At 29.9% G+C, this 19,694-nt stretch carries 21 protein-coding genes; 10 read left to right on the top strand and 11 right to left on the bottom strand.

All coding sequences use genetic code 11. The features are described 5' to 3' along the window. Position 1: 1 nt before the first annotated feature. Positions 2–622 (bottom strand): choice-of-anchor J domain-containing protein, encoded by a 621-nt coding sequence (locus tag FIA58_RS07380; protein WP_165928876.1) that lies wholly within the window; start codon positions 620–622, stop codon positions 2–4. 10 nt (positions 623–632) lie between these two features. Further along, positions 633–3,407 carry a TonB-dependent receptor gene (locus FIA58_RS07375; protein WP_140961709.1) on the bottom strand — a complete coding sequence of 925 codons (2,775 nt, stop codon included), beginning with the start codon at positions 3,405–3,407 and terminating at the stop codon, positions 633–635. Positions 3,408–3,546: 139 nt separating this feature from the next. Between FIA58_RS07375 and FIA58_RS07370 the strand changes: the two genes are divergently transcribed. The 3 genes from FIA58_RS07370 to amaB all read left to right on the top strand — a co-directional run bounded on the left by FIA58_RS07370 (position 3,547) and on the right by amaB (position 6,988). Continuing rightward, positions 3,547–4,653, top strand: a complete 1,107-nt coding sequence (locus FIA58_RS07370) for an endonuclease/exonuclease/phosphatase family protein (protein ID WP_140961707.1) — start codon at positions 3,547–3,549, stop codon at positions 4,651–4,653. A gap of 91 nt (positions 4,654–4,744) precedes the next feature. Next, positions 4,745–5,284, top strand: a complete 540-nt coding sequence (locus FIA58_RS07365) for a 3-hydroxyanthranilate 3,4-dioxygenase (protein WP_140961705.1) — start codon at positions 4,745–4,747, stop codon at positions 5,282–5,284. Between the two features lie 150 nt (positions 5,285–5,434). Continuing rightward, on the top strand, positions 5,435–6,988 hold the full coding sequence (gene amaB / locus FIA58_RS07360) for an L-piperidine-6-carboxylate dehydrogenase (protein WP_140961703.1): 1,554 nt from the start codon (positions 5,435–5,437) through the stop codon (positions 6,986–6,988). 139 nt (positions 6,989–7,127) lie between these two features. Here the strand turns inward: amaB and FIA58_RS07355 are convergent, their stop codons facing one another. The 9 genes from FIA58_RS07355 to FIA58_RS07315 all read right to left on the bottom strand — a co-directional run bounded on the left by FIA58_RS07355 (position 7,128) and on the right by FIA58_RS07315 (position 15,682). After that, positions 7,128–7,790, bottom strand: a complete 663-nt coding sequence (locus FIA58_RS07355) for a hypothetical protein (RefSeq protein WP_140961701.1) — start codon at positions 7,788–7,790, stop codon at positions 7,128–7,130. Between the two features lie 12 nt (positions 7,791–7,802). Next, positions 7,803–9,719: a carboxypeptidase-like regulatory domain-containing protein gene (locus FIA58_RS07350; RefSeq protein WP_140961699.1), complete on the bottom strand. Its 1,917-nt coding sequence runs from the start codon at positions 9,717–9,719 to the stop codon at positions 7,803–7,805. A gap of 80 nt (positions 9,720–9,799) precedes the next feature. Continuing rightward, positions 9,800–11,338 carry a hypothetical protein gene (locus FIA58_RS07345; RefSeq protein ID WP_140961697.1) on the bottom strand — a complete coding sequence of 513 codons (1,539 nt, stop codon included), beginning with the start codon at positions 11,336–11,338 and terminating at the stop codon, positions 9,800–9,802. Between the two features lie 60 nt (positions 11,339–11,398). Next, the gene (locus tag FIA58_RS07340; protein ID WP_140961695.1) at positions 11,399–11,737 is read right to left on the bottom strand and encodes a hypothetical protein; all 339 of its coding nucleotides are present in this window, start codon (positions 11,735–11,737) and stop codon (positions 11,399–11,401) included. A gap of 10 nt (positions 11,738–11,747) precedes the next feature. Next, positions 11,748–12,707, bottom strand: coding sequence for a trypsin-like serine peptidase (locus FIA58_RS07335; RefSeq protein WP_140961693.1), 960 nt, complete (start codon positions 12,705–12,707; stop codon positions 11,748–11,750). A gap of 27 nt (positions 12,708–12,734) precedes the next feature. Beyond that, positions 12,735–13,598, bottom strand: coding sequence for a caspase family protein (locus FIA58_RS07330; protein ID WP_140961691.1), 864 nt, complete (start codon positions 13,596–13,598; stop codon positions 12,735–12,737). Positions 13,599–13,851: 253 nt separating this feature from the next. Beyond that, positions 13,852–14,424 (bottom strand): PhnA domain-containing protein, encoded by a 573-nt coding sequence (locus FIA58_RS07325; RefSeq protein WP_140961688.1) that lies wholly within the window; start codon positions 14,422–14,424, stop codon positions 13,852–13,854. A gap of 4 nt (positions 14,425–14,428) precedes the next feature. Next, positions 14,429–14,923: a DUF6646 family protein gene (locus FIA58_RS07320; protein ID WP_140961686.1), complete on the bottom strand. Its 495-nt coding sequence runs from the start codon at positions 14,921–14,923 to the stop codon at positions 14,429–14,431. Positions 14,924–14,956: 33 nt separating this feature from the next. Then, complete coding sequence (locus tag FIA58_RS07315; RefSeq protein ID WP_140961684.1) at positions 14,957–15,682, bottom strand: metallophosphoesterase family protein; 726 nt, start codon at positions 15,680–15,682, stop codon at positions 14,957–14,959. A 206-nt stretch (positions 15,683–15,888) separates the two neighbouring features. Here FIA58_RS07315 and FIA58_RS07310 point away from each other — a divergent pair, with 206 nt between their 5' ends. The 7 genes from FIA58_RS07310 to FIA58_RS07280 are packed head-to-tail and all read left to right on the top strand — an operon-like array spanning position 15,889 to position 19,686. Continuing rightward, positions 15,889–16,065, top strand: coding sequence for a hypothetical protein (locus FIA58_RS07310; protein ID WP_165928875.1), 177 nt, complete (start codon positions 15,889–15,891; stop codon positions 16,063–16,065). Positions 16,066–16,099: 34 nt separating this feature from the next. After that, positions 16,100–16,279 carry a hypothetical protein gene (locus FIA58_RS07305; RefSeq protein WP_140961682.1) on the top strand — a complete coding sequence of 60 codons (180 nt, stop codon included), beginning with the start codon at positions 16,100–16,102 and terminating at the stop codon, positions 16,277–16,279. 27 nt (positions 16,280–16,306) lie between these two features. Next, positions 16,307–16,486 carry a hypothetical protein gene (locus FIA58_RS07300; protein WP_140961682.1) on the top strand — a complete coding sequence of 60 codons (180 nt, stop codon included), beginning with the start codon at positions 16,307–16,309 and terminating at the stop codon, positions 16,484–16,486. Between the two features lie 33 nt (positions 16,487–16,519). Beyond that, the gene (locus FIA58_RS07295) at positions 16,520–16,696 is read left to right on the top strand and encodes a hypothetical protein (RefSeq protein WP_165928875.1); all 177 of its coding nucleotides are present in this window, start codon (positions 16,520–16,522) and stop codon (positions 16,694–16,696) included. A gap of 39 nt (positions 16,697–16,735) precedes the next feature. Further along, the gene (locus FIA58_RS07290) at positions 16,736–16,918 is read left to right on the top strand and encodes a hypothetical protein (protein ID WP_140961680.1); all 183 of its coding nucleotides are present in this window, start codon (positions 16,736–16,738) and stop codon (positions 16,916–16,918) included. A gap of 57 nt (positions 16,919–16,975) precedes the next feature. Next, positions 16,976–18,994: a tetratricopeptide repeat-containing sensor histidine kinase gene (locus tag FIA58_RS07285; RefSeq protein ID WP_140961678.1), complete on the top strand. Its 2,019-nt coding sequence runs from the start codon at positions 16,976–16,978 to the stop codon at positions 18,992–18,994. Positions 18,995–19,008: 14 nt separating this feature from the next. Then, the gene (locus FIA58_RS07280; RefSeq protein ID WP_140961676.1) at positions 19,009–19,686 is read left to right on the top strand and encodes a response regulator; all 678 of its coding nucleotides are present in this window, start codon (positions 19,009–19,011) and stop codon (positions 19,684–19,686) included. Positions 19,687–19,694: the final 8 nt, after the last annotated feature.

Genomic DNA, 19,694 nt, shown 5'->3' with positions numbered 1-19,694 from the left:
ATTAATTTTTTGAAATTTTAATATTGTCTAATTGGCAAGTAGTTGTAATACCTGCTTTACTTCCAGTGTAAACAAAAGCTATACGAACATTATCACTTTCATATGAACTAAGGTCAATTGCACCACTATTTGTAACTTCATCATCAGTAGTAGGTAAAGTAATTTCTAACTCTATCCAGTTTGCAGTAGATATGTTAGCTTCACTACCATCAAAATCTGTTGAAATATAAACTTTTAAAACATCACCGTTAGAATATCTATACTTAGTAGTGAAAGATAATATCTCCCCAGAACTATTTGTTAAATTTAGTTTAGGAGTAATTAACCAAGCTTTGTCATTAGTTCCAGTATTAGAATAATAAGAACTAAATTCAGCATGATTATTACTATTAAAGCTTCTTCCATGCCATAATTTTCCGGTATTTTGTAAATTTACATTTACCCACCCATCTAGTGCGATTGCTACTTCATTTGAACCAGAACCAACTGGTATATCTGAAAAAGATTGATTAAATAAATAATCGTAAACTGTTGGAATCACAAAATCGTCATCATTAACACAGCTAGTTGTTAAACCTAGTGTTACAATAATTAAAAATACTGTTTTTAAAACTTTTTTCATAATGCAATTTTTAGAAGTTAATATAGAAATTAACAAAATAGGTTCTTCCATATCCATAGAAATATTTTGTTCCAAATGATGGAGTTCCATTAGCTTGATCGGCAACTAGATCTGGATATGTTGCTTTTCTAGATTGTTCAAAACCACCTGTTTTGTATTCAATATCTAATAAATTATTAATAGATACAAAGAATCCAAATGTATTTCTGTTTTTTGAACTAATTCTCCAAGATTTTCCTCCAATTAAGTTTAATAACATAAAGTCATCAAATTTTTCTTGTTTTAAAATAGTTCTAACATTTTCAGGAGTTGCACCAGTATAATTATCATTTGAAGTAGGATCAATTGTAAAGTTATCTGTTCTTAAAATACTTGAAACATCAACATAGCTACCAGATAAATGATTAATATTTGCTCCAATCCACCAGTAGTGAGGATCACGATACTCTAAACCAAAAGAATAAGCTTGTTGAGGTAAACCAGGTTGATGATAATCTTTTAAATAGACAGTTCCAAAATCACGTAGAGGATTTAATCCTTCAGCTGCTCTACCATCATCATTCGTGATTAATTTAGCATTATCTGAATAAATATATTGCCCATAAGAAGCAGAAGCAGTTGCCTTAATAGTAGAAGTAATCTGATATTCAAGACCAAGTTCAGCTCCCATAGATTGTTTGTCTAATCCTGTAACAATTTCACTTACAAATGAATCTGTATCTCCGCTTGTTGCATCTCCAATACTTTCTGCATAATAGAAAGAAATTTCAGAACTATTAGAAATTTTATTATAAAAACCAGTTAAACGTCCTTTTAATTTTGGAGATCGTATAATGTAACTAGCATCTGCAGCAACAATACTCTCATCTGTTAAGTTTGGAGTGATATTGTTGTTTAAACGTGCATTTGAAAACACATTTCTCATTATTGGTGCTTTTGTCATATATAAACCATTAAAATCTAATAAATGGCGACCATTAATTTTGTAGGTCAAACCACCTTTAAAACCAAAGTTTTCATAAGTTGTTTTTTGACTTTTTCCAATCGAATTATTTGCATATATTCCATTTTTATATAGACCTTCTCTTTGATATTCAGTTCTTGAAAAAGATTGCGCTAAATAAAAATCAAATTTGTTATAATTGAATTTAAATTGGGTAAAACCATCAAAAACTGTTGCAAATAAATTATAGTTATAACCATAAGTATCATTTTCACCTACATATCTATTTGGGTTATTTAAGTCTGATTGACTATTATCACCAGAATAAAAAGGATCAATATCAGCGAAATAAGTTCCTCCCATTAAGTCTAATAGATTTTGGAAATTATGAGATTTTAACTTTTTAAAATTAATTCCAGAATTCATAGACACATTATCAGACAACCTAGTGTTTAAGATTGAATTTGCACTCCATTGAGAATCATCTGTTCTGTCTTCGTATAAAACAAAAATACTTCTTCCTGGAAAACCAGAATTAAGATTTGCAGTATACATAGCATTCCAATTAATTTGAGAATTATTGATGAAATCGTTTTCAAAACCAGTAATTTCTGAATCAGAATAAGTGCCTAAGTTGTTAAAATAACTAGGTAATTTTTTGTAATAAGTTGGGTCAGGATTGTTACCGTTTTGATAATCTAGTCTAGTATTACCTATGCTACCTGTTTGATAAGCAACATTAGTATTAAGAGTTGTATTCTCATTTATTTTCCAATAGTGAGATAACATATTAATTGGCTCAGCAATATCTTTATCTCTTGAATTCCTTTTTTGACCATCTTGCCATCCCCAATATGAATTATATTTTACTCCCATTAAGTCAGTAACTTCTTGAGTATTTGGTGATGACTTTCCTCTACTATTTTCTGCATAAATAGAAGTGAAGTTAATACTGTGTTTGTCGTTAAATTTCTTTTCAACACTTGCAAATAATGAATTTGCACTGTAATCGGTTCCGTCAAAATAACCTTCTTGAGCCCATCTTCTTGAACCTGAGACTACAAAAGCCCATCCTTTATCATTTAATCCTGATGCATGAGTTCCCATAGCTCTCCAACTATAGTTGGTATTTGTTCCTGACATTGTAATTCTATTTCCAGGTCTGTAATGAGAAGCTCTTGTGTCTATTTCTTGTGTTCCTAATATTCCTCCAAAAGTGTATTCTGAAGGGGTAGATCCCATCGTAAATTCTTGATTACGAGTAGCATCATTTAAACCACCCCAATTACTCCATTGTGGTCTTCCATCATAAATCTTATTCATAGTAATACCATTAATCATGGTAGTTCCATATTGGTTATCTAAACCTCTAATTCTAAAACGTGCTTGACCCCAGTTGTAGGCAGCAGCTTGTTGATATGTATCTCTTGAAGCTTGTAAAAGACCAGAAGTACTTTCTGATCCAGTATTGTCATCGCCTAAATCATTTTCGGTAATTGTTACTAAGCTTAATTGTAGTTCTGAAGTTATATCTTCTTCTAATACAATAGTACCTAAATCTAAATTTTGTCCAGAAGTAACCTCTAAAACAAATGTTTGTGTTCTGTAGCCAGTTGAGCTGATTAAAAGAACAGGCTCACCGTTTGGAAGCGATTTAATTGTAAAATTACCTTCTGAATCTGTTACTACAGATTGATTGGTACTTTGAATGGTTGCAACAACATTTTGTAGAGGCTTTTGTGATTTAGAATCAACTACCTTACCTTTTAAGGATGAGGTTTGTTGTGCAAAAACAAAAACGGCTTGTAGCACTAATAATGTACTTAATACAAGTTTTTTCATAGAAAGAATAAAAATTAATAATAATTTAAACTTTAAGTGGTTTAAACTTAACAGCCTGCAAATGTATAACTTTTAATAATATTATTTACCTTTGGCACCGATTTTGTACCAAAATTGATATTAACATAACATACATTTCATGAAAATTAAACATTTTTTAATCACTTTTATTGTGATTTTCGCAATAAACAAATCGTTTTCACAAGATAAGAAATTTAAAATTCATACAGTAGCTTTTTATAATTTTGAAAATCTTTTTGACACTATAAATGATCCAATAACTTTTGATGAAGAGTATTTACCAAACAAAGGTTGGACTTATAAGAATTACAGAAAGAAGTTAGATAATTTAAGTAGGGTTATTATTGAAATAGGAACAGATGAAAATCCTGCGAATTCTCCTGTGGTAATTGGGGCTTGTGAAATTGAAAACAGACGTGTACTTGAAGATTTGGTAAAACATCCAACTCTAATTAATAAAGGATATAAGATTGTTCATTTTGATTCTCCTGATAAAAGAGGAATAGATGTAGCTTTATTATATCAAGAAAAATACTTTACACCTGTAAGCTATACTAACATTCCTTTATATATATATAAGGATGCTGAGAATAATGGTAAGAAAAGTAAAGAAGAAAAAGAAGAGGAAACAGATGATAATGTTGAGGTAGATGCTTCTACTAAAAGAATTTACACACGTGATCAATTATTAGTAACAGGTTATTTAGAAGGTGAAGAAATCAGTTTTATTGTAAATCACTGGCCTTCTCGTTCTGGTGGTGAGAAAAAAAGTAGTCCAAACCGAGAAGCTGCAGGGGCTTTGAATAGAAAAATAATAGATTCTCTTTATAAAATTAATCCTAAAGCAAAAATTATTACAATGGGTGATTTAAATGATGACCCTACTAATAAAAGTGTTAAAAAAGGAGTTGGTGCAGTTGGAAGTAAAGATGAGTTAAAACCTCTGGGTATTTACAATCCTATGGAAAAAATGCATAAACAAGGTATAGGTACTTTAGGTTACAGAGACTCTTGGAATATTTTTGACCAAATCATGTTATCTGAACCTTTAGTAAAAGGAGATTATTCTACATGGACTTATTGGAAAGCAAACGTATTTAAAAAGCCTTATTTGATTCAAAACGAGGGTAGATGGAAAGGCTATCCAAAAAGAAATTCAAATGGAGTTCCTGGTTTTAGTGATCACTTACCCGTTTATATTTATTTGATAAAACAAGTAAATTAAGAAAATAGAAATATAGTGTCAAAGGTTAGTTGAAATTATTCAGTTAACCTTTTTTCTTTTTTGTAACTTTACTTTTCTAAAACAGTTTAAAATGAGCATACAAAAACCATTTAACTTAAAGAAATGGATAGAAGAAAATAGACATTTATTAAAACCACCTGTTGGCAATAAAAATATTTATATAGATTCGGGAGATTATATTGTAATGATTGTAGCAGGTCCAAATGCAAGAAAAGATTATCATTATAATGAAACAGAAGAATTGTTTTATCAGTTAGAAGGAGAAATAACCGTTTATGTTCAAGATGAGGGAGAAAAAAAAGCAATGACTTTGAGTGCAGGAGACATGTATTTGCACCCTGCAAAAGTACCTCATTCTCCTAACAGAACAGAAGGTTCAATTGGATTAGTAATCGAAAGAAAGCGTAATCATTTACCTGTAAAAGATGGTTTACTTTGGTTTTGCGACACCTGTAATCATAAATTGCACGAAGTGTATTTCGAATTGAATAACATAGAAGTTGATTTTTTAAAACACTTCAATCATTTTTATAATTCAGAAGCCTTACGAACATGTTCCCATTGCGGAACAGTGATGGAGACAGATTCTCGATTTGTTACAGAAGAATGATGAGTAGCTATTCCTGCTATCTCTATTTAGTTTTATATTAAAAAAACAAAAATATTCATTTTTAAAAGCTATCAATTCTATCAGGACGAGTAATTCAAATCAATTTCATACATTTGTAAAAATATAACAAAAACACGTAAAAAAGTTACAATGTCAACAATAGCACAACAATTCGGAATGCAAGAAGCATTGGAAAAATTAGGAGTTAAATCAATTAATCAAGGTACTTCAACAGGAAATGATTGGTTTTCAAACGGAGAAAAAATAGATAGTTTCTCACCAGTAGACGGTCAGTTAATAGGGTCTGTTACGACTACTACAAAAGAAGATTACGAAAAAGTTATGCAAAAAGCTACAGCGGCTTTTAAAACTTTTAGAACTATGCCAGCTCCACAAAGAGGAGAAATAGTGCGTCAGTTTGGAAATAAATTAAGAGAATTAAAAGAACCACTTGGAAAATTGGTTTCTTATGAAATGGGTAAATCTTTACAAGAAGGTTATGGAGAAGTTCAAGAAATGATAGATATCTGTGATTTTGCTGTGGGTTTATCACGTCAGTTAAATGGGCAAACTATTCCTTCAGAACGTCCTGGTCACGTTATGAGAGAGCAATGGCATCCAATAGGAGTTGTAGGAATTATTTCTGCGTTTAACTTTCCAGTAGCGGTTTGGTCTTGGAATACTGCTTTAGCATGGATTTGTGGAGACGTTTGTGTTTGGAAAGCTTCAGAAAAAGCACCTTTGTGTTCTATTGCTTGTCAAAATATTATTGCAGGAATTTTAAAAGAAAATAATTTACCAGAAGGAATTTCTTGTATCATAAATGGAGATTACAAAGTAGGAGAAATGATGACTTCTGATACTAGAATTCCATTAGTGTCTGCAACAGGTTCTACTCGCATGGGAAGAATTGTGGGTGCAAAAGTAGCGGAACGTTTTGGTAAATCATTATTAGAGTTAGGAGGAAATAATGCTATCATTATTACACCAACTGCTGATTTAAAAGTAGTTGTTCCAGGAGCAGTTTTTGGAGCTGTAGGAACTTGTGGTCAACGTTGTACCTCTACAAGACGTTTAATTATACATGAATCAGTTTATGATACAGTGAGAGATGCTATCGTTGGAGCTTATGGACAAATTAAAATTGGTAATCCATTAGATGAAACAAAACATGTTGGACCTCTTATAGACAAAGATGCTGTAAATACTTATTTGTCAGCTATTGAAAAAGCAAAAAATGAAGGTGGTAAAGTATTAGTAGAAGGTGGTGTATTAGAAGGACAAGGTTATGAAAGTGGTTGTTATGTAAAACCTGCCATTATTGAAGCTGAAAATCATTTTGAAATTGTACAACATGAAACTTTTGCTCCTATTTTATATTTAATGAAATACAGTGGTGAAGTAGAAAATGCAATTGATTTACAAAATGGAGTAGCACAAGGATTATCATCAGCTATTATGACCAATAGTATGAAAGAAGCAGAGAAATTCTTATCGTTCTCAGGTTCCGATTGTGGTATTGCTAATGTAAATATTGGTACTTCTGGTGCTGAAATTGGTGGTGCTTTTGGTGGTGAAAAGGAAACTGGTGGAGGAAGAGAGTCTGGATCAGACGCTTGGAAAGTGTATATGAGAAGACAAACCAACACGGTTAACTATTCAGATGAATTACCTTTAGCACAAGGAATTAAATTTGATTTATAGTATATAACTAAATTACAATGATAAAAGCCCTGTGAAGATTTTTCTTTGCAGGGTTTTTGTTTGAATTATTTTTTTAACAATTCTATAATTAAAAAATCACATCACGGGTTTTTAAAATCTTTAAAAAGGAAAATATTATTTATAAAAAATGATTACTAATAATTTCTGGATAGGAAAGAGATTTTAAACCATTAAGTCCAGTTATTTTAATAGTATTGAATATAAAATCTGTTGTTTGATTAAAATTATCTACTTCTTTCTTTGAATTAGAAAAGGTTTCAATACCTAGTGAATAATATACTTTATTTTCGATTTTAAATCGGGTTAGTTCAATGCCGCTTCCTTCGTGTATTAAAGAGTCAGCTGAAACTAATTTTTTGTTTTCAGTGTCAAATTTTATCAATAATCTATCCTTTTCTATTTTAATCCATGAATTGAGGTCACTACCATTAAAAACGAATAGAGCTATTATCTTTTCGGTTTCTGGTTCGTTACCAATGGTTTCAAAACTGTATTTCTCCCAAGTATTTACAATGCCTTGATTGTTATTGTTGAATTTTTGAGCACCATTATCTTTGATAAGTAGTTTTACTTCTAGTTTTGACTTTTGTTCGTTTTTAACTAGTTTCGGTTCTCTTATTTTTATACCCAGATTAGTGCTTTTTACTAATTTTAAGTAATAATCTTGTCGTGGAAAATCATTTGTAGTTTTAAAATGAATGTCTTTTTGGTTAAACCAATGCTCTAAAGTGTTAAATTCATTTGAATTTAATAACCATCTTGTTTCTATACTTTTTTGCATGGCTTAAAGGTTTTATATGTAAGTGTTTTCAGGAAGAGGATTTGGTAATAAGGGAAGCTTTTTACAAATAACACCCATAACTTGAAAAGATTCAGTAGGAACAGGCTCTAACTCTAATAAGAAATCAAAGTTGATATCTCTTGTTAGTTCAATCTTTTTTTCTACTGTAAGATATCCTGTTTTCTTAATTTTAAATTCATAAGTTCCATTTTCAATGTTCTCTATAGTATAAGTTCCATCTTCTAGACTAAGAACGGATTGCGTAGAGGCATTTTTAACATTCATTAGCTGTATTTCTGTAACAGGTAAAGCTTCGTTTGCTGTATCTACAATTTTTCCAGTTATTTTTACTATTTGAACTTTAGGTTGAGCAGGTTTAACTGGTTTTACAGGAACTAAAATAGGTTTTATAATCATTCGATCCATGCGAAGCGCTCTTAAAACTGCTGGATTAACGGGTTTTGCAAGGACAGGTTTTGCTGGTTTATTTGCTAGCATTGCTGTTTTAATAATAGTAGGGTTAACATATTTTATTGTGCTCATTTTGGCAATATTGATGCTAGGTGCAACCGACTTTTCTTCCACATTTTTTCGCATTATTCTTTGGGGCTGATTATTCATCATTTTAATCATTTTGTATTTACTAGTTTCTTTAGTATTTACTATTAGACCTGGTTTTTGAACAGCCACTTTTGTTAGAACTGATAATTCATTGTTTGAAAGTTGTTGTACTTTGTATGAATTTATACTTTCATTAGCAAGATTTAGCGGAATTGTTTTTAGTAATAAAGGTCCAAAAAATAATCGGCTACCACTTTTAAGTTTGTTTTTTATCTCTTCATTCACAGCTTTGTTTGGAGTAAATGTTAAATCAATATTTTTTGATAAAATTATTTTAACAGGATAAGCAGGAATCTCACCTTTCATGGAATCATCTCCTTTTGATAAAAATTGATTTGTATCTGGATATTTCCATAGGTTATTATTAATTATACTTTCATCAAACCAAGGCCTTTGAATGTCTATGATGCAGTATTCGAAAGAAATAGATTCTAATTCAGGTTCTAGATTTCCAAATTCATTCAAAACTTCTGCAGAAACTTCTTGGGTAAATGTTTTTGAAAGTTGCGTAATTTCTTGTTTTGTAAGCGTTAGTTTTTTCCAAATAGGAGATTGATAATCACAAATTGAATTTGGCACACATGTAGTACTCAAAAATTCAACCCCATATTCATCAGTCAATACACTTGAAGGTAATTTTATATTTTTAGCATCATTCCATTTTTCAATAAAATTAATTTTACTTAAAATTACTGTATCGTATGATGATTTAGCGGATTCTACAGCACTTTTAAAGCCTTTAACCTGCCATTCTATAAGTAATTCTTTTTTTTGATTGTTTAGTGTAGTAAAATCAATAGTCCATTTTTCTAAACTTGAAGTGTCCGAAGGGTCAATAGTGTTTTTTAATGCATTGAGATCTATTATGTTTTTCTCAATATCTGTTGCTTTAATAGCATAGGATTTATATTGTTGGTATTTTACAGAATCATCACCATTAGGTTCAAACAACACTTTTTTTGCACTTTCAATTTTTGTTAGTTCGGTTTGTGAAAAAACATCGGGGTCTATTGTTAAAGCGTTTTCCAAAATATTTCTATAGGAATTATATAATAAATTATCGTTGTCTATTGCCCAAATATTTGGTCTTTTTAAGATAGAATTTGCTATAAATGCAAATTCTGATTGTTCTTTTAAGTATTTTCTTGCTTGAGAACCAGTTGTAATATTATTTTTTAGAAAATAAAAGTCGTCATTTGATAAAGTAAAAGCAAAAGGCGCGAAAGCGACATGATAATCACTTTTATTAGAAACACTTTGAAAAAACTGATTTTTTAATTTTTGAAGGATTGAAAATGAAGCATTCATAACTTTTAATTTTTTTATAGTTTAATAAAAAGCTACTAGATATTCTTCAAAACATCTAGTAGCTAACTTTTGGATAAATACTATACCCAAGATTTAATTGCAGGATCTGGATTTGGAGATTTAGGTAGTAAATGACATTTAAAACCTACACATTGTAAGCCATCTACATAAATTCCTTGTGAATCGCTATGGTGTTGTCTAGATTTTTCCGAACTACCTGACTCATAACTTCCTCCTATAAAGAAAGGACCATAACCTACCATACCACCACCACCTATTTTTGAATCCAAAGCATGAGCTACTGAGCTCGCATTTGCAAATTCAATTTTTAGGTTTCTAATAAAAATCATTGCTGTTGGAATAGCTGGAAGCATAGAATCTCTATGAGGTGGTTTTTTACCATCTGAAAGGAATTTAGATTTAAAACCTTCATTCCCTTGAGCAAATCTCCATGTCTTTGATGTTAAGAAATTCTTTTTTAACCATGGATAAACTATAGGTACTTGACAAATTTCAAAAGACATTTTGAATGAACTGAAATCACATTTTGCATCAAACTCTGTTTTTTGTCCTCCTGCTGAGCCTCCAATAGTGAAAAACCCTAAACTTAAACCACCAGAGGCCCCCCATTTTTTAGTTGTCTTTTTTGAATAAGAAGAATAATCATTATTTGTAAAGGTAAAACGAGTCCATCCTTTAGATTTTGCAAAATTTGCAGGTGCAAGACTAGTGTAAAAAAAGTCGGCACCACTACTTATACCAGTAATTCTTGATTTTTCAAGAGTGTCTTTGTATAGCGCTTTTAATAATGATAAATCTCTAGATGACATTTGATCTATTCTTGCAGCTATGCCTTCAAACTCATTTTTATAGCCATTGTTTACCCAATCATTATATGAAAATTTTACTTTTGCTCTTAACACATTTGCATTAATTGCCCAATTGTGAACAGCTCTAGGAGTAGATGCTGTTAAAGCATCTATTCTTGCACTGTTGTATTCTAATGCAGCTTCCATCCAAGCTTGCATTTTTTCATTATATAATTTAACTAAAGGACTTTCTTCAATAACTTTAACCATTTCTCCAGTTATTAAATCCTCTTTTTCTCGCTCAACTTGAAGGAGCTGTCTAAATCTTTCAATTTTAGCTTTTTCTGCAGCTGTAAGTTCAGTATTGGCTACTTGACTGAAACGTAGTGTTTCTTCATAAACATCAGAAAGTGTTCCTTCATCGTTTTTTATATTCATTCTTACTTTGGTATCATCAATACCAGAAGCATCTGGAATAACATCAACAAATCGCGCAAATTGTTCAGCTTGTTGATACATTTTGGTTGAATCTTGAGCTTCTAATGCTAGCCTTTTGTTTTCATCCATAGGTTCTGTGCTTTGGGTTCCATCTGGATTTGTTATCATTTGTGGTTTACATACTCCCGTAAAACCTTGTGATAAGAAATCAAAGTCTTCTATATCAAAAGGTACACCTGGTGATGTCCAAGCAAAAAAGTTGTCTTCGGATTTTGGTACAGTTGTACCATCTCCATTCGTAATAATGTCGAATATCTTCCCCATCATATTATTCATTAGATCTTCGGGAAGAACGTTTGCTGCTTTTGGCATAATTTTATTTTTTATAGTTTGTCCTACTCTGTCAAGGCTTTTCGGTTTCCGCCTATTCTTTTAATTGTTGATAATTTTTTCTACTTCATTCTTGTAGCCTAAACTAATCCAAGAATTTAAGGCTGAATTAATCATCTTATGGAGTAATGAACCAGAGATACTTAACTGATGAATTGCTTTAATCTCTTTGTTTTCAGCTCTTTTTTTAATTTCTTGCAAGGCTGAATTTGAATCATCAAATTTTTTCTTGTATTCTAAATAGGCTTTGAATTGTTCATTTGGTTCAAAAAAATCGATTGAATCTATCTTTTTAATTGTTCCAAGTGTAGATTTTATAAGATTTACTTTTTCAGTATCAACAAAATCATTGAAGAAATCATCAATTAATTTTTGATCCATAATATTGCTTTTAAGGATATTCTGTTCTAGCTTTGTTTACTAAGTCCAACAAGTCATTTCCACCACTAGCTGCATTTGTAGAAGCATTTTGCCAGCTTTGAACTGCAACTACATAAGGAGTAGTTCCCCAATAACCCCAAAATGGCCCTCCACTTTGTCCCGGCCAAACATCTCCTTGATGATAAATCGCTTGATGAGTATCTGTAGTAGAATCATCACCATTTAAAGCAATACTATTTTGATAAATTGGTCTTTGAGCACCAGTTAAATCCATTGGATAACCAGCATGAGTCCAATATGCACCACCATCCCAAGAATCGGTATAAGCTTTTGCTCCCATCCATCCTATTGTGTTACCAATATTCCTGTCTAATACAATTACTGAATAATCGTATTTACCTTCAGTACTATCAATTGTAGGTCCTTTTACTTTGTATTTGTAATATGTTTTGATTGCATTAGCGGTTCCATAAGAAGCATTTGGACCGTTGTAATACATTGGAGAAAACTTAACCCAGCCTGTTGAACCATTGCTTAAAAAGTCAATTACATGAGCACATGTCAATACATGTCTAGGCCCAATCATTACTCCGCTAGCATAACCTAATGCGGTTTCTATTCTTCCTACACATCTCCATGGATAAGCAGTTGAATTGTAAACAATTCTTTGATCTGGACCAAAAATTGTTCTGCTTCCTTGAGGCTGCATAAATGTTTCTCTATCAATGAATTTTGATTTTTTTGCTCCTTTTTTGTCTACAGGGGGATTAAAATCTTGACTTACATTTTCTGGAATAAAACCATCTAGATCTCCTATTGATCTTGCTCCCTTTACTACTTTTTCAACAGCAATTGCTTCAATTTCTAAAAGACCATTTTCATCTAATTCATCTGTTTTTTTTGCTTTTACAGGTTTTAATTTTTTTACCTCGTTTGAAGAAAGAGGTTTTTCATTTTCTTGATTTTTCATGTTATTTCATTTTTAGTTGTTATTCGTTTAATTAAAAAGGAATTGTTTTAATTCTGTTGTTTTTCCCTCTGTTTGATTGATTTGAGCTGCACCCATAGCTGTCAAAGCATTTGATAATTGAATATCTAAAAGGCTTCTGTTAATTTTTCCATTTGTAGCTCTTAATACTTTACATAAATTATAGGTGAAATACCCTCTTGTTTGACCTGAAAAATCTCCTTCCATGGCTACTTGATTTTCTTTACATGCTGCCCATAAAACATGATTCATTCCCCTTACTTTAACCAAAGATTTCATTGTTGATTTTTTATCCTCTTTTGTCTCAATTTCTTTCTCAGAATTTGTTTGTATTTCTCTAGAGAAATTAAAATAGAACTCATCTTCAAGCATAGGCTCAATAAATCTTGGTGTTTCGTTTGTAAGATTGTTGAACTCATCAAATTTTATTCTTCTAGTTCCAGAACCCGAATGACAACAATCGAAGAATACGTCTAGGTTAACACCTTTAGGTAAAGTGTTTAAAACTGCTTTTAAATCATCATCTTTTAAAACTCCTGCGGTCTTAAAGTCATGTGGACAGATAGCTTCATCAAGACCATCTAATTCTAAATCATCATTCATACTAGCTACTCTTGTTCCATGTCCAGAATAATAAAACACAAGTGAGTCTCCTTTTTTACTTGTAGTTACTAGCCATTTTAAATAGCTTATAATATTATCTCTAGTTGCATTTTGATTTGTTAGAATTCTAATATCTTTTGCTTCAAAACCACAAATAACAAGAGTATTTGCCATATCACGAGCATCATGTACGCAACCATTTAAATCTGGACCACCTGGACCAATAGGAGCATAATCGTTTATTCCTATTATTACTGCTTTTTTTGCCATAATTTATGTGTTTTAATTGTTTCTTTATTTTACATTTTTTGATTTTGTAAAATTGCAATAAATTAAAACTCTGAATTATAGTAAATTACCTATTTTTTTTATAGGCTTATTAACCTTTTTAATTAGGTGGTTTTTGATAGAAATAACGGAAATGCCCTTTTTAAGGAAGGGGGGTATTTGCTCAATTTTATGGGTATAAAAAAAGGAGTTGACTAAATTTAGTCAACTCCTTTTTTTAGAAATTATTAATTAATTATTTTGTTTTTTTAACGTATTGTGTTAAAATAACGATGTTTTGGTTTTCTACTCTACCTTCAATTTGTTCGGCATTATCCCAAACTAATTTAATGTTATGAACTGCAGCACCTCTTTTTGCTGTAAAGTTTGCTCCTTTGACATCTAAATCTTTTATTAGTACTACAGAATCTCCATCTAGTAAAATATTTCCATTAGAGTCTTTATGTATTATTTTCCCTTCATCATCGTCTGCTTCACCAGTTGCTTTTGCCCAATCTAAACTTTCCTCGTCTAGGTACATCATTTCTAACATGTCTATATTTTTTAGTCTTGCATGCATTCTCCAAGAAATAATTTGTACTGGAAGATTTTCGTTCCACATGCTATCATTTAAGCATCTCCAATGGTTTAAATCTACATCGTTTATATTTTCAATTTGATTAACACATGTTTTACACCCTAATATTGAATGCTCTAAACTTTCTTCAGTAAAAGGGAGAACATTAAATACTTGCAAATCATATTCGTTGCCACATAATTCACATTTTGAGTCACTTCTGTCTTTTAATTTTTTTTCAATTATACTCATTTCCTTATAAATTAAAGCTTGTTCCTATGGAAAAATTAAATTGATTATTGTATTTTTCAAATCCTACAGGATTGTTGTCATATTGAGCAATAGGAAACTGTATTTCTGAATAGATTCCAAATCCTTCTGAAAAGAAATAACGAGCTCCAAAATGACCACCAAAATTTTTGATTCCAATATTTAAACCTGGATAAATATCAACTTTTTCTTCAATATTAAAAATGTCTGCTATATTAGCACTAAACCTTGCTCTAATATCGAAACGATCATCAAAATTTGGTTTTTCACCTAATACTTCTTCTATGCCTAATAAATATAAAGCAGTAAAACCAAACGACATATTTTTACCTAATCCATTATCAAACGTTGCTATTATGCCTGTGCCCTTCTCTTGAAAATTAGCACCTACTTGAAATTTTTTATCTCCTTTCCCTGAGAAAACTTGAGCATTATTTATTCCAAAAGTGAATAATGCTAATACTATTATTATTTTTTTCATTTTTTTATTTTGTTGCAAAGATATAAATATAAGTTAATTTCTTCCTTTTTCTTCTGGATAAAGCTCATGTAAAGGATTGCTTTGCCAATACTTCTTTGTTTCCACATTTAAAATAGTTAGCGGTCCCTTGAAAGCGGCACCTGTGTCAATATTCCATACGTTAGCGGCATTATGAGGTGTTGTTTTATTTATCCTTGTCACAGGAGTGTGTCCTATATATATTTCGTTGTATAACTTTAATCTACTCGGGTAATAAATGCTTTCTATCTTTAGAGTTTTATCTAGAGCCAATGCACATTCCCATAACGTTCTATCCCAATAAAAAAGAGGTCTAAAGTATTCAAAATCGACGCCTTTCAAATTGGTAAACCCAGCATGTATAAATAATCTGTTTTTTTCATCAATGTAATATGGCTTCAGAGAATTTAAAAACGTAATATGTTTTTTTATGGTTTTTTCATCTACTTTTTTATAAGCATCGATAGTTGATTGACCACCATGTTTATACCATTCTTCATTGTGTTTCTTTGTGTTCAGGTATTTTAAAAGCAAATCATCGTGATTTCCTGTTAAAAAAATACAATTATGTGTTTTTTTTAACGTTATAAGAAAATCTATAACTTTATCAGATTGACTCCAGCCATCAACATAATCTCCTAAAAAGATTAGCCTATCAGAGGCAACTATGCCAGCTTTACTAATTACTTGCTTCAGTCCTTTTAATCCACCGTGAATATCACCTACAACAAATGTTTTCATTTAGATACTATTAAATAATTATGTAAAAATAGTTTAACTCACTTTAAAACTTTAACAAAAACGGCAGAAAACTTGTAAAATTAAAACTTTGTAACACCTTATTTTTGAAACAACAAAAATAAGGTGTTACAAAAAATAATTAGATGCACAGTATTTTATTTAAAGTAGTAAAAATAATAATATAAACAAATTTAAATTTTAGTATTATGAAAAAAACAATCTTTACCCTAGCAATTATTCTAACAGTTTCTTTATTAAGTGTTTCTTGTACTACAGATTCCTATGATGCTGATATGGAAAGAAACAATACTTCAGTTCATACCGATGATTTAGGACAAACAGATGCAGAGACAGATCCAATCATTATTCCAAAAAAAGACTAACCTCAAAACGATTTATAATTTAGACTTACTTATTATGAAAAAAACAATCTTTACCCTAGCAATTATTCTAACAGTTTCTTTATTAAGTGTTTCCTGTACTACAGATTCCTATGATGCTGATATGGAGAGAAACAATACTTCATCAGTTCATACCGATGATTTAGGACAAACAGATGCAGAGACAGATCCAATCATTATTCCAAAAAAAGACTAACCTCAAAACGATTTAAATTTTAGTATTATGAAAAAAACAATCTTTACCCTAGCAATTATTCTAACAGTTTCTTTATTAAGTGTTTCTTGTACTACAGATTCCTATGATGCTGATATGGAGAGAAACAATACTTCATCAGTTCATACCGATGATTTAGGACAAACAGATGCGGAGACAGATCCAATCATTATTCCAAAAAAAGACTAACCTCAAAACGATTTATATTTAAATTTTAGTATTATGAAAAAAACAATCTTTACCCTAGCAATTATTCTAACAGTTTCTTTATTAAGTGTTTCTTGTACTACAGATTCCTATGATGCTGATATGGAAAGAAACAATACTTCAGTTCATACCGATGATTTAGGACAAACAGATGCAGAGACAGATCCAATCATTATTCCAAAAAAAGACTAATCCCAAAACGATTTATAATTTAAACTTAATTATTATATTATGAAGAAAGCAATATATTCTTTAACAGTATTATTAATAATGTCTTCTTCAATTATTTCTTACTTGACAATAGATTTAAATAGTGAAAAAGAGGAAATAATTCGAGAAAATAATACTAATCAAATTGTTTTATTAGGAGAAGGAAATTCTTATAACCCTATACTAATTATTAAAAACGATTAATTCGTGTAAGAAAATCATTAAATTTGTTTAAATGCATTTATTTAATATTTTTTATTCTTGAAATATTTTACATTACTAATTCTGTTTATTGTTTTTATATCCTGTTCTGAAAGTAAAAGAGAAGAGCAAGAAATGACTGTGCAAAGTCAAAAAATTGATAACTACCTCTCTTTAGCGCAAAAGGAAACTATATCTAAAGAGATGAGAATTAGGTTTGGGGATTTAGCATATGAAACTATTAGAAAAAATAAAAATGACTCTATAACAAGAAGGAATTATTTTAAAGTTGCAAATCGTTACTTTCCATTATATGAATTAGAGAAATATAAAAAGGTGACTAATGAAGTTTTAGAATTAGGTAAAAAAAGTAAAGATTCAGCAACAATAGGAAAAGCTTTGTACTATTTGGGTGATTATTTTTTTGAAAATGCTAAAAACGATAGTGCTTATTGGTACTATAACAATGCCGAAAAAATATATAATAAGATAGATGATAAAGAAAATTTAGCCAATACTATTTTACATAAAGCTTATGTATTACTTTATGAAAAAGATTTTTTAGGTAGTGAAACAGCGACAATTAAGGCTTTAGATATTTCTTTAAATATTTCAGATAAATTACTTGTTTATCAATGTTATGGGAATTTAGGAAGTGCTCTTTCTGGATTAGGTAATTATGAAAAGGCTTTGTATTACCATGAAAAAGCATTACTTCAGATCGAAAAATTGAAAGACAATTACCTTTATGAAGATTTTAAAGCACAAACTTTTAATAATATTGGATTAGTCTATCAAAACAATAATCAATATGAAAAAGCATTAGCAAATTTTTCACAAGGATTAAAAATTAATAACTTATTAAGAACTCAACCCGTTTTGTATTCTGCATTACTTGATAATTATGCTTATTCTAAATTCAAACTTGATAACAATGATGGATTTGAAGAGTTAAATAGAGCATTATTCTTGAGAGATAGTATTAATAATATTGCTGGAATTATAAAAAGTAAAATCCATTTAACAGAATATTATCTTTCTAAATCAAATAGTTTTAAAGCTTTACAATTAAATAATGAGGCTTATTATTTAGCTAAGGAATCTAATTATAATAATGAGATATTAAAAACTTTAGATTTGTATACAAAAATTGACCCATCTAAAGGATTGAGTTATGCAAAACAATATATTACTTTGAGTGATAGTTTATATGATTTAGAGAGAGCTACAAGAAATAAGTTAGCCAGAATTGAATATGAGACTGATGAGATTATTCATGAAAATCAAGAAATTTCAAGTCAGAAAAAAACAATACTAACAGTTTCTATTCTTGTTGCATTTATAGGTGGATTGTTGTTTATTATTTTGTTTCAAAGAGCAAAACAAAAAGAATTAATGTTTACACAAGAGCAACAAAAGGCAAACGAAGAAATTTATCAATTAATGCTTGATCAGCAAACAAAAATTGATGAGGTAAAAAACATTGAGAAAAATAGAATTGCTAGAGAATTGCATGATGGAATAATGAATAAATTAGCAAGTACCAGACTTAATTTATTTGTTCTCACTAAGAGAAATGATGAAGAAACAATAAAAAAATGTATTGGTCATATAAATGAAATTCAGAACATTGAAAAAGAAGTTAGAGTAATTGCTCATGAATTAAGTAATGATACTTTTTCAGAAAAAGGAAATTTTAAAACAATATTGACTGAACTTCTAACAGAACAAAGAGAATTATATAATCCTGAATGTGTTTATGAGATTGATAAGGATATTGTATGGGAAAATATCGATATCGAGATTAAAATGCATTTGTATAGAATTCTACAAGAAGCTTTAAATAACTGTAATAAATATGCAAATGCAGAAAATATTTATGTAAATATTGATAAACAAGAAAAAATTGTAACTTTACAAATAACAGATGATGGTGATGGTTTTAATACTAATAAAGCTAAAAAAGGAATCGGTATGAAAAACATGCTTCAAAGAACAGAAGCTGTTAAAGGAGATTTTAAAATCACATCTGAAATTGGAAAAGGAACAACAATATTTATTAAATTACCAATCAACTAAAACTATAAATTATAATGAATTCTAAGAAAGTAAACATTTTCATGATTGATGATCATCCTTCAATGATTGAGGGATATAAGAGTATTTTATCTTATAATGATTTAGGATATGAAATTAACGTAACTTCAGCTTTTGATTGTGAAAGCGCTTACAAAAGAATGATGAAATCAGAAGATTTGTATGAATTTGATATGGTTTTTTTAGATTTAAGTCTTCCTCCTTATGAAGAAAAAAAAATTAACTCGGGTCAAGATTTAGCAATAATTGCAAAGAAAAAATACCCTTTTGCAAAAATTGTTATTTTAACATCACATGCAGAAGCATTCATTTTATATGATATACAAACTAATATAGATCCAGATGGCCTTTTAGTGAAAAGCGATTTTACTGCTGAAGAATTTCTTAAAGCTTTTGAGGTGATCTCTAATAAAGAAAAATACGTAAGTAAAACAGTTAAAGAGAGTATTCAAGAAATGTTAGAAGTAAAAAATAATGTTTTCCTAGATGAAAATAATCGAACTATAATTTCTTTGTTAGCACAAGGTGTTTTGTCTAAAAATTTGCCTAATTATATTAATCTAGCTCAAAGTTCAATCGATAAAAGAAAAGCTCAAATCAAAGATTATTTCTGTGTAAAAGGAGGAACAGATGAAGATATAGTTAGAGAAGCAAAAAAACAAGGATTTGTTTAAAAATAGAA

The organism is Flavobacterium jejuense (assembly GCF_006491595.2).
GTDB lineage: Bacteria > Bacteroidota > Bacteroidia > Flavobacteriales > Flavobacteriaceae > Flavobacterium > Flavobacterium jejuense.
Note: the sequence above shows the minus strand (reverse complement) of the source record. Positions and strands in the feature narration are given on the sequence as shown.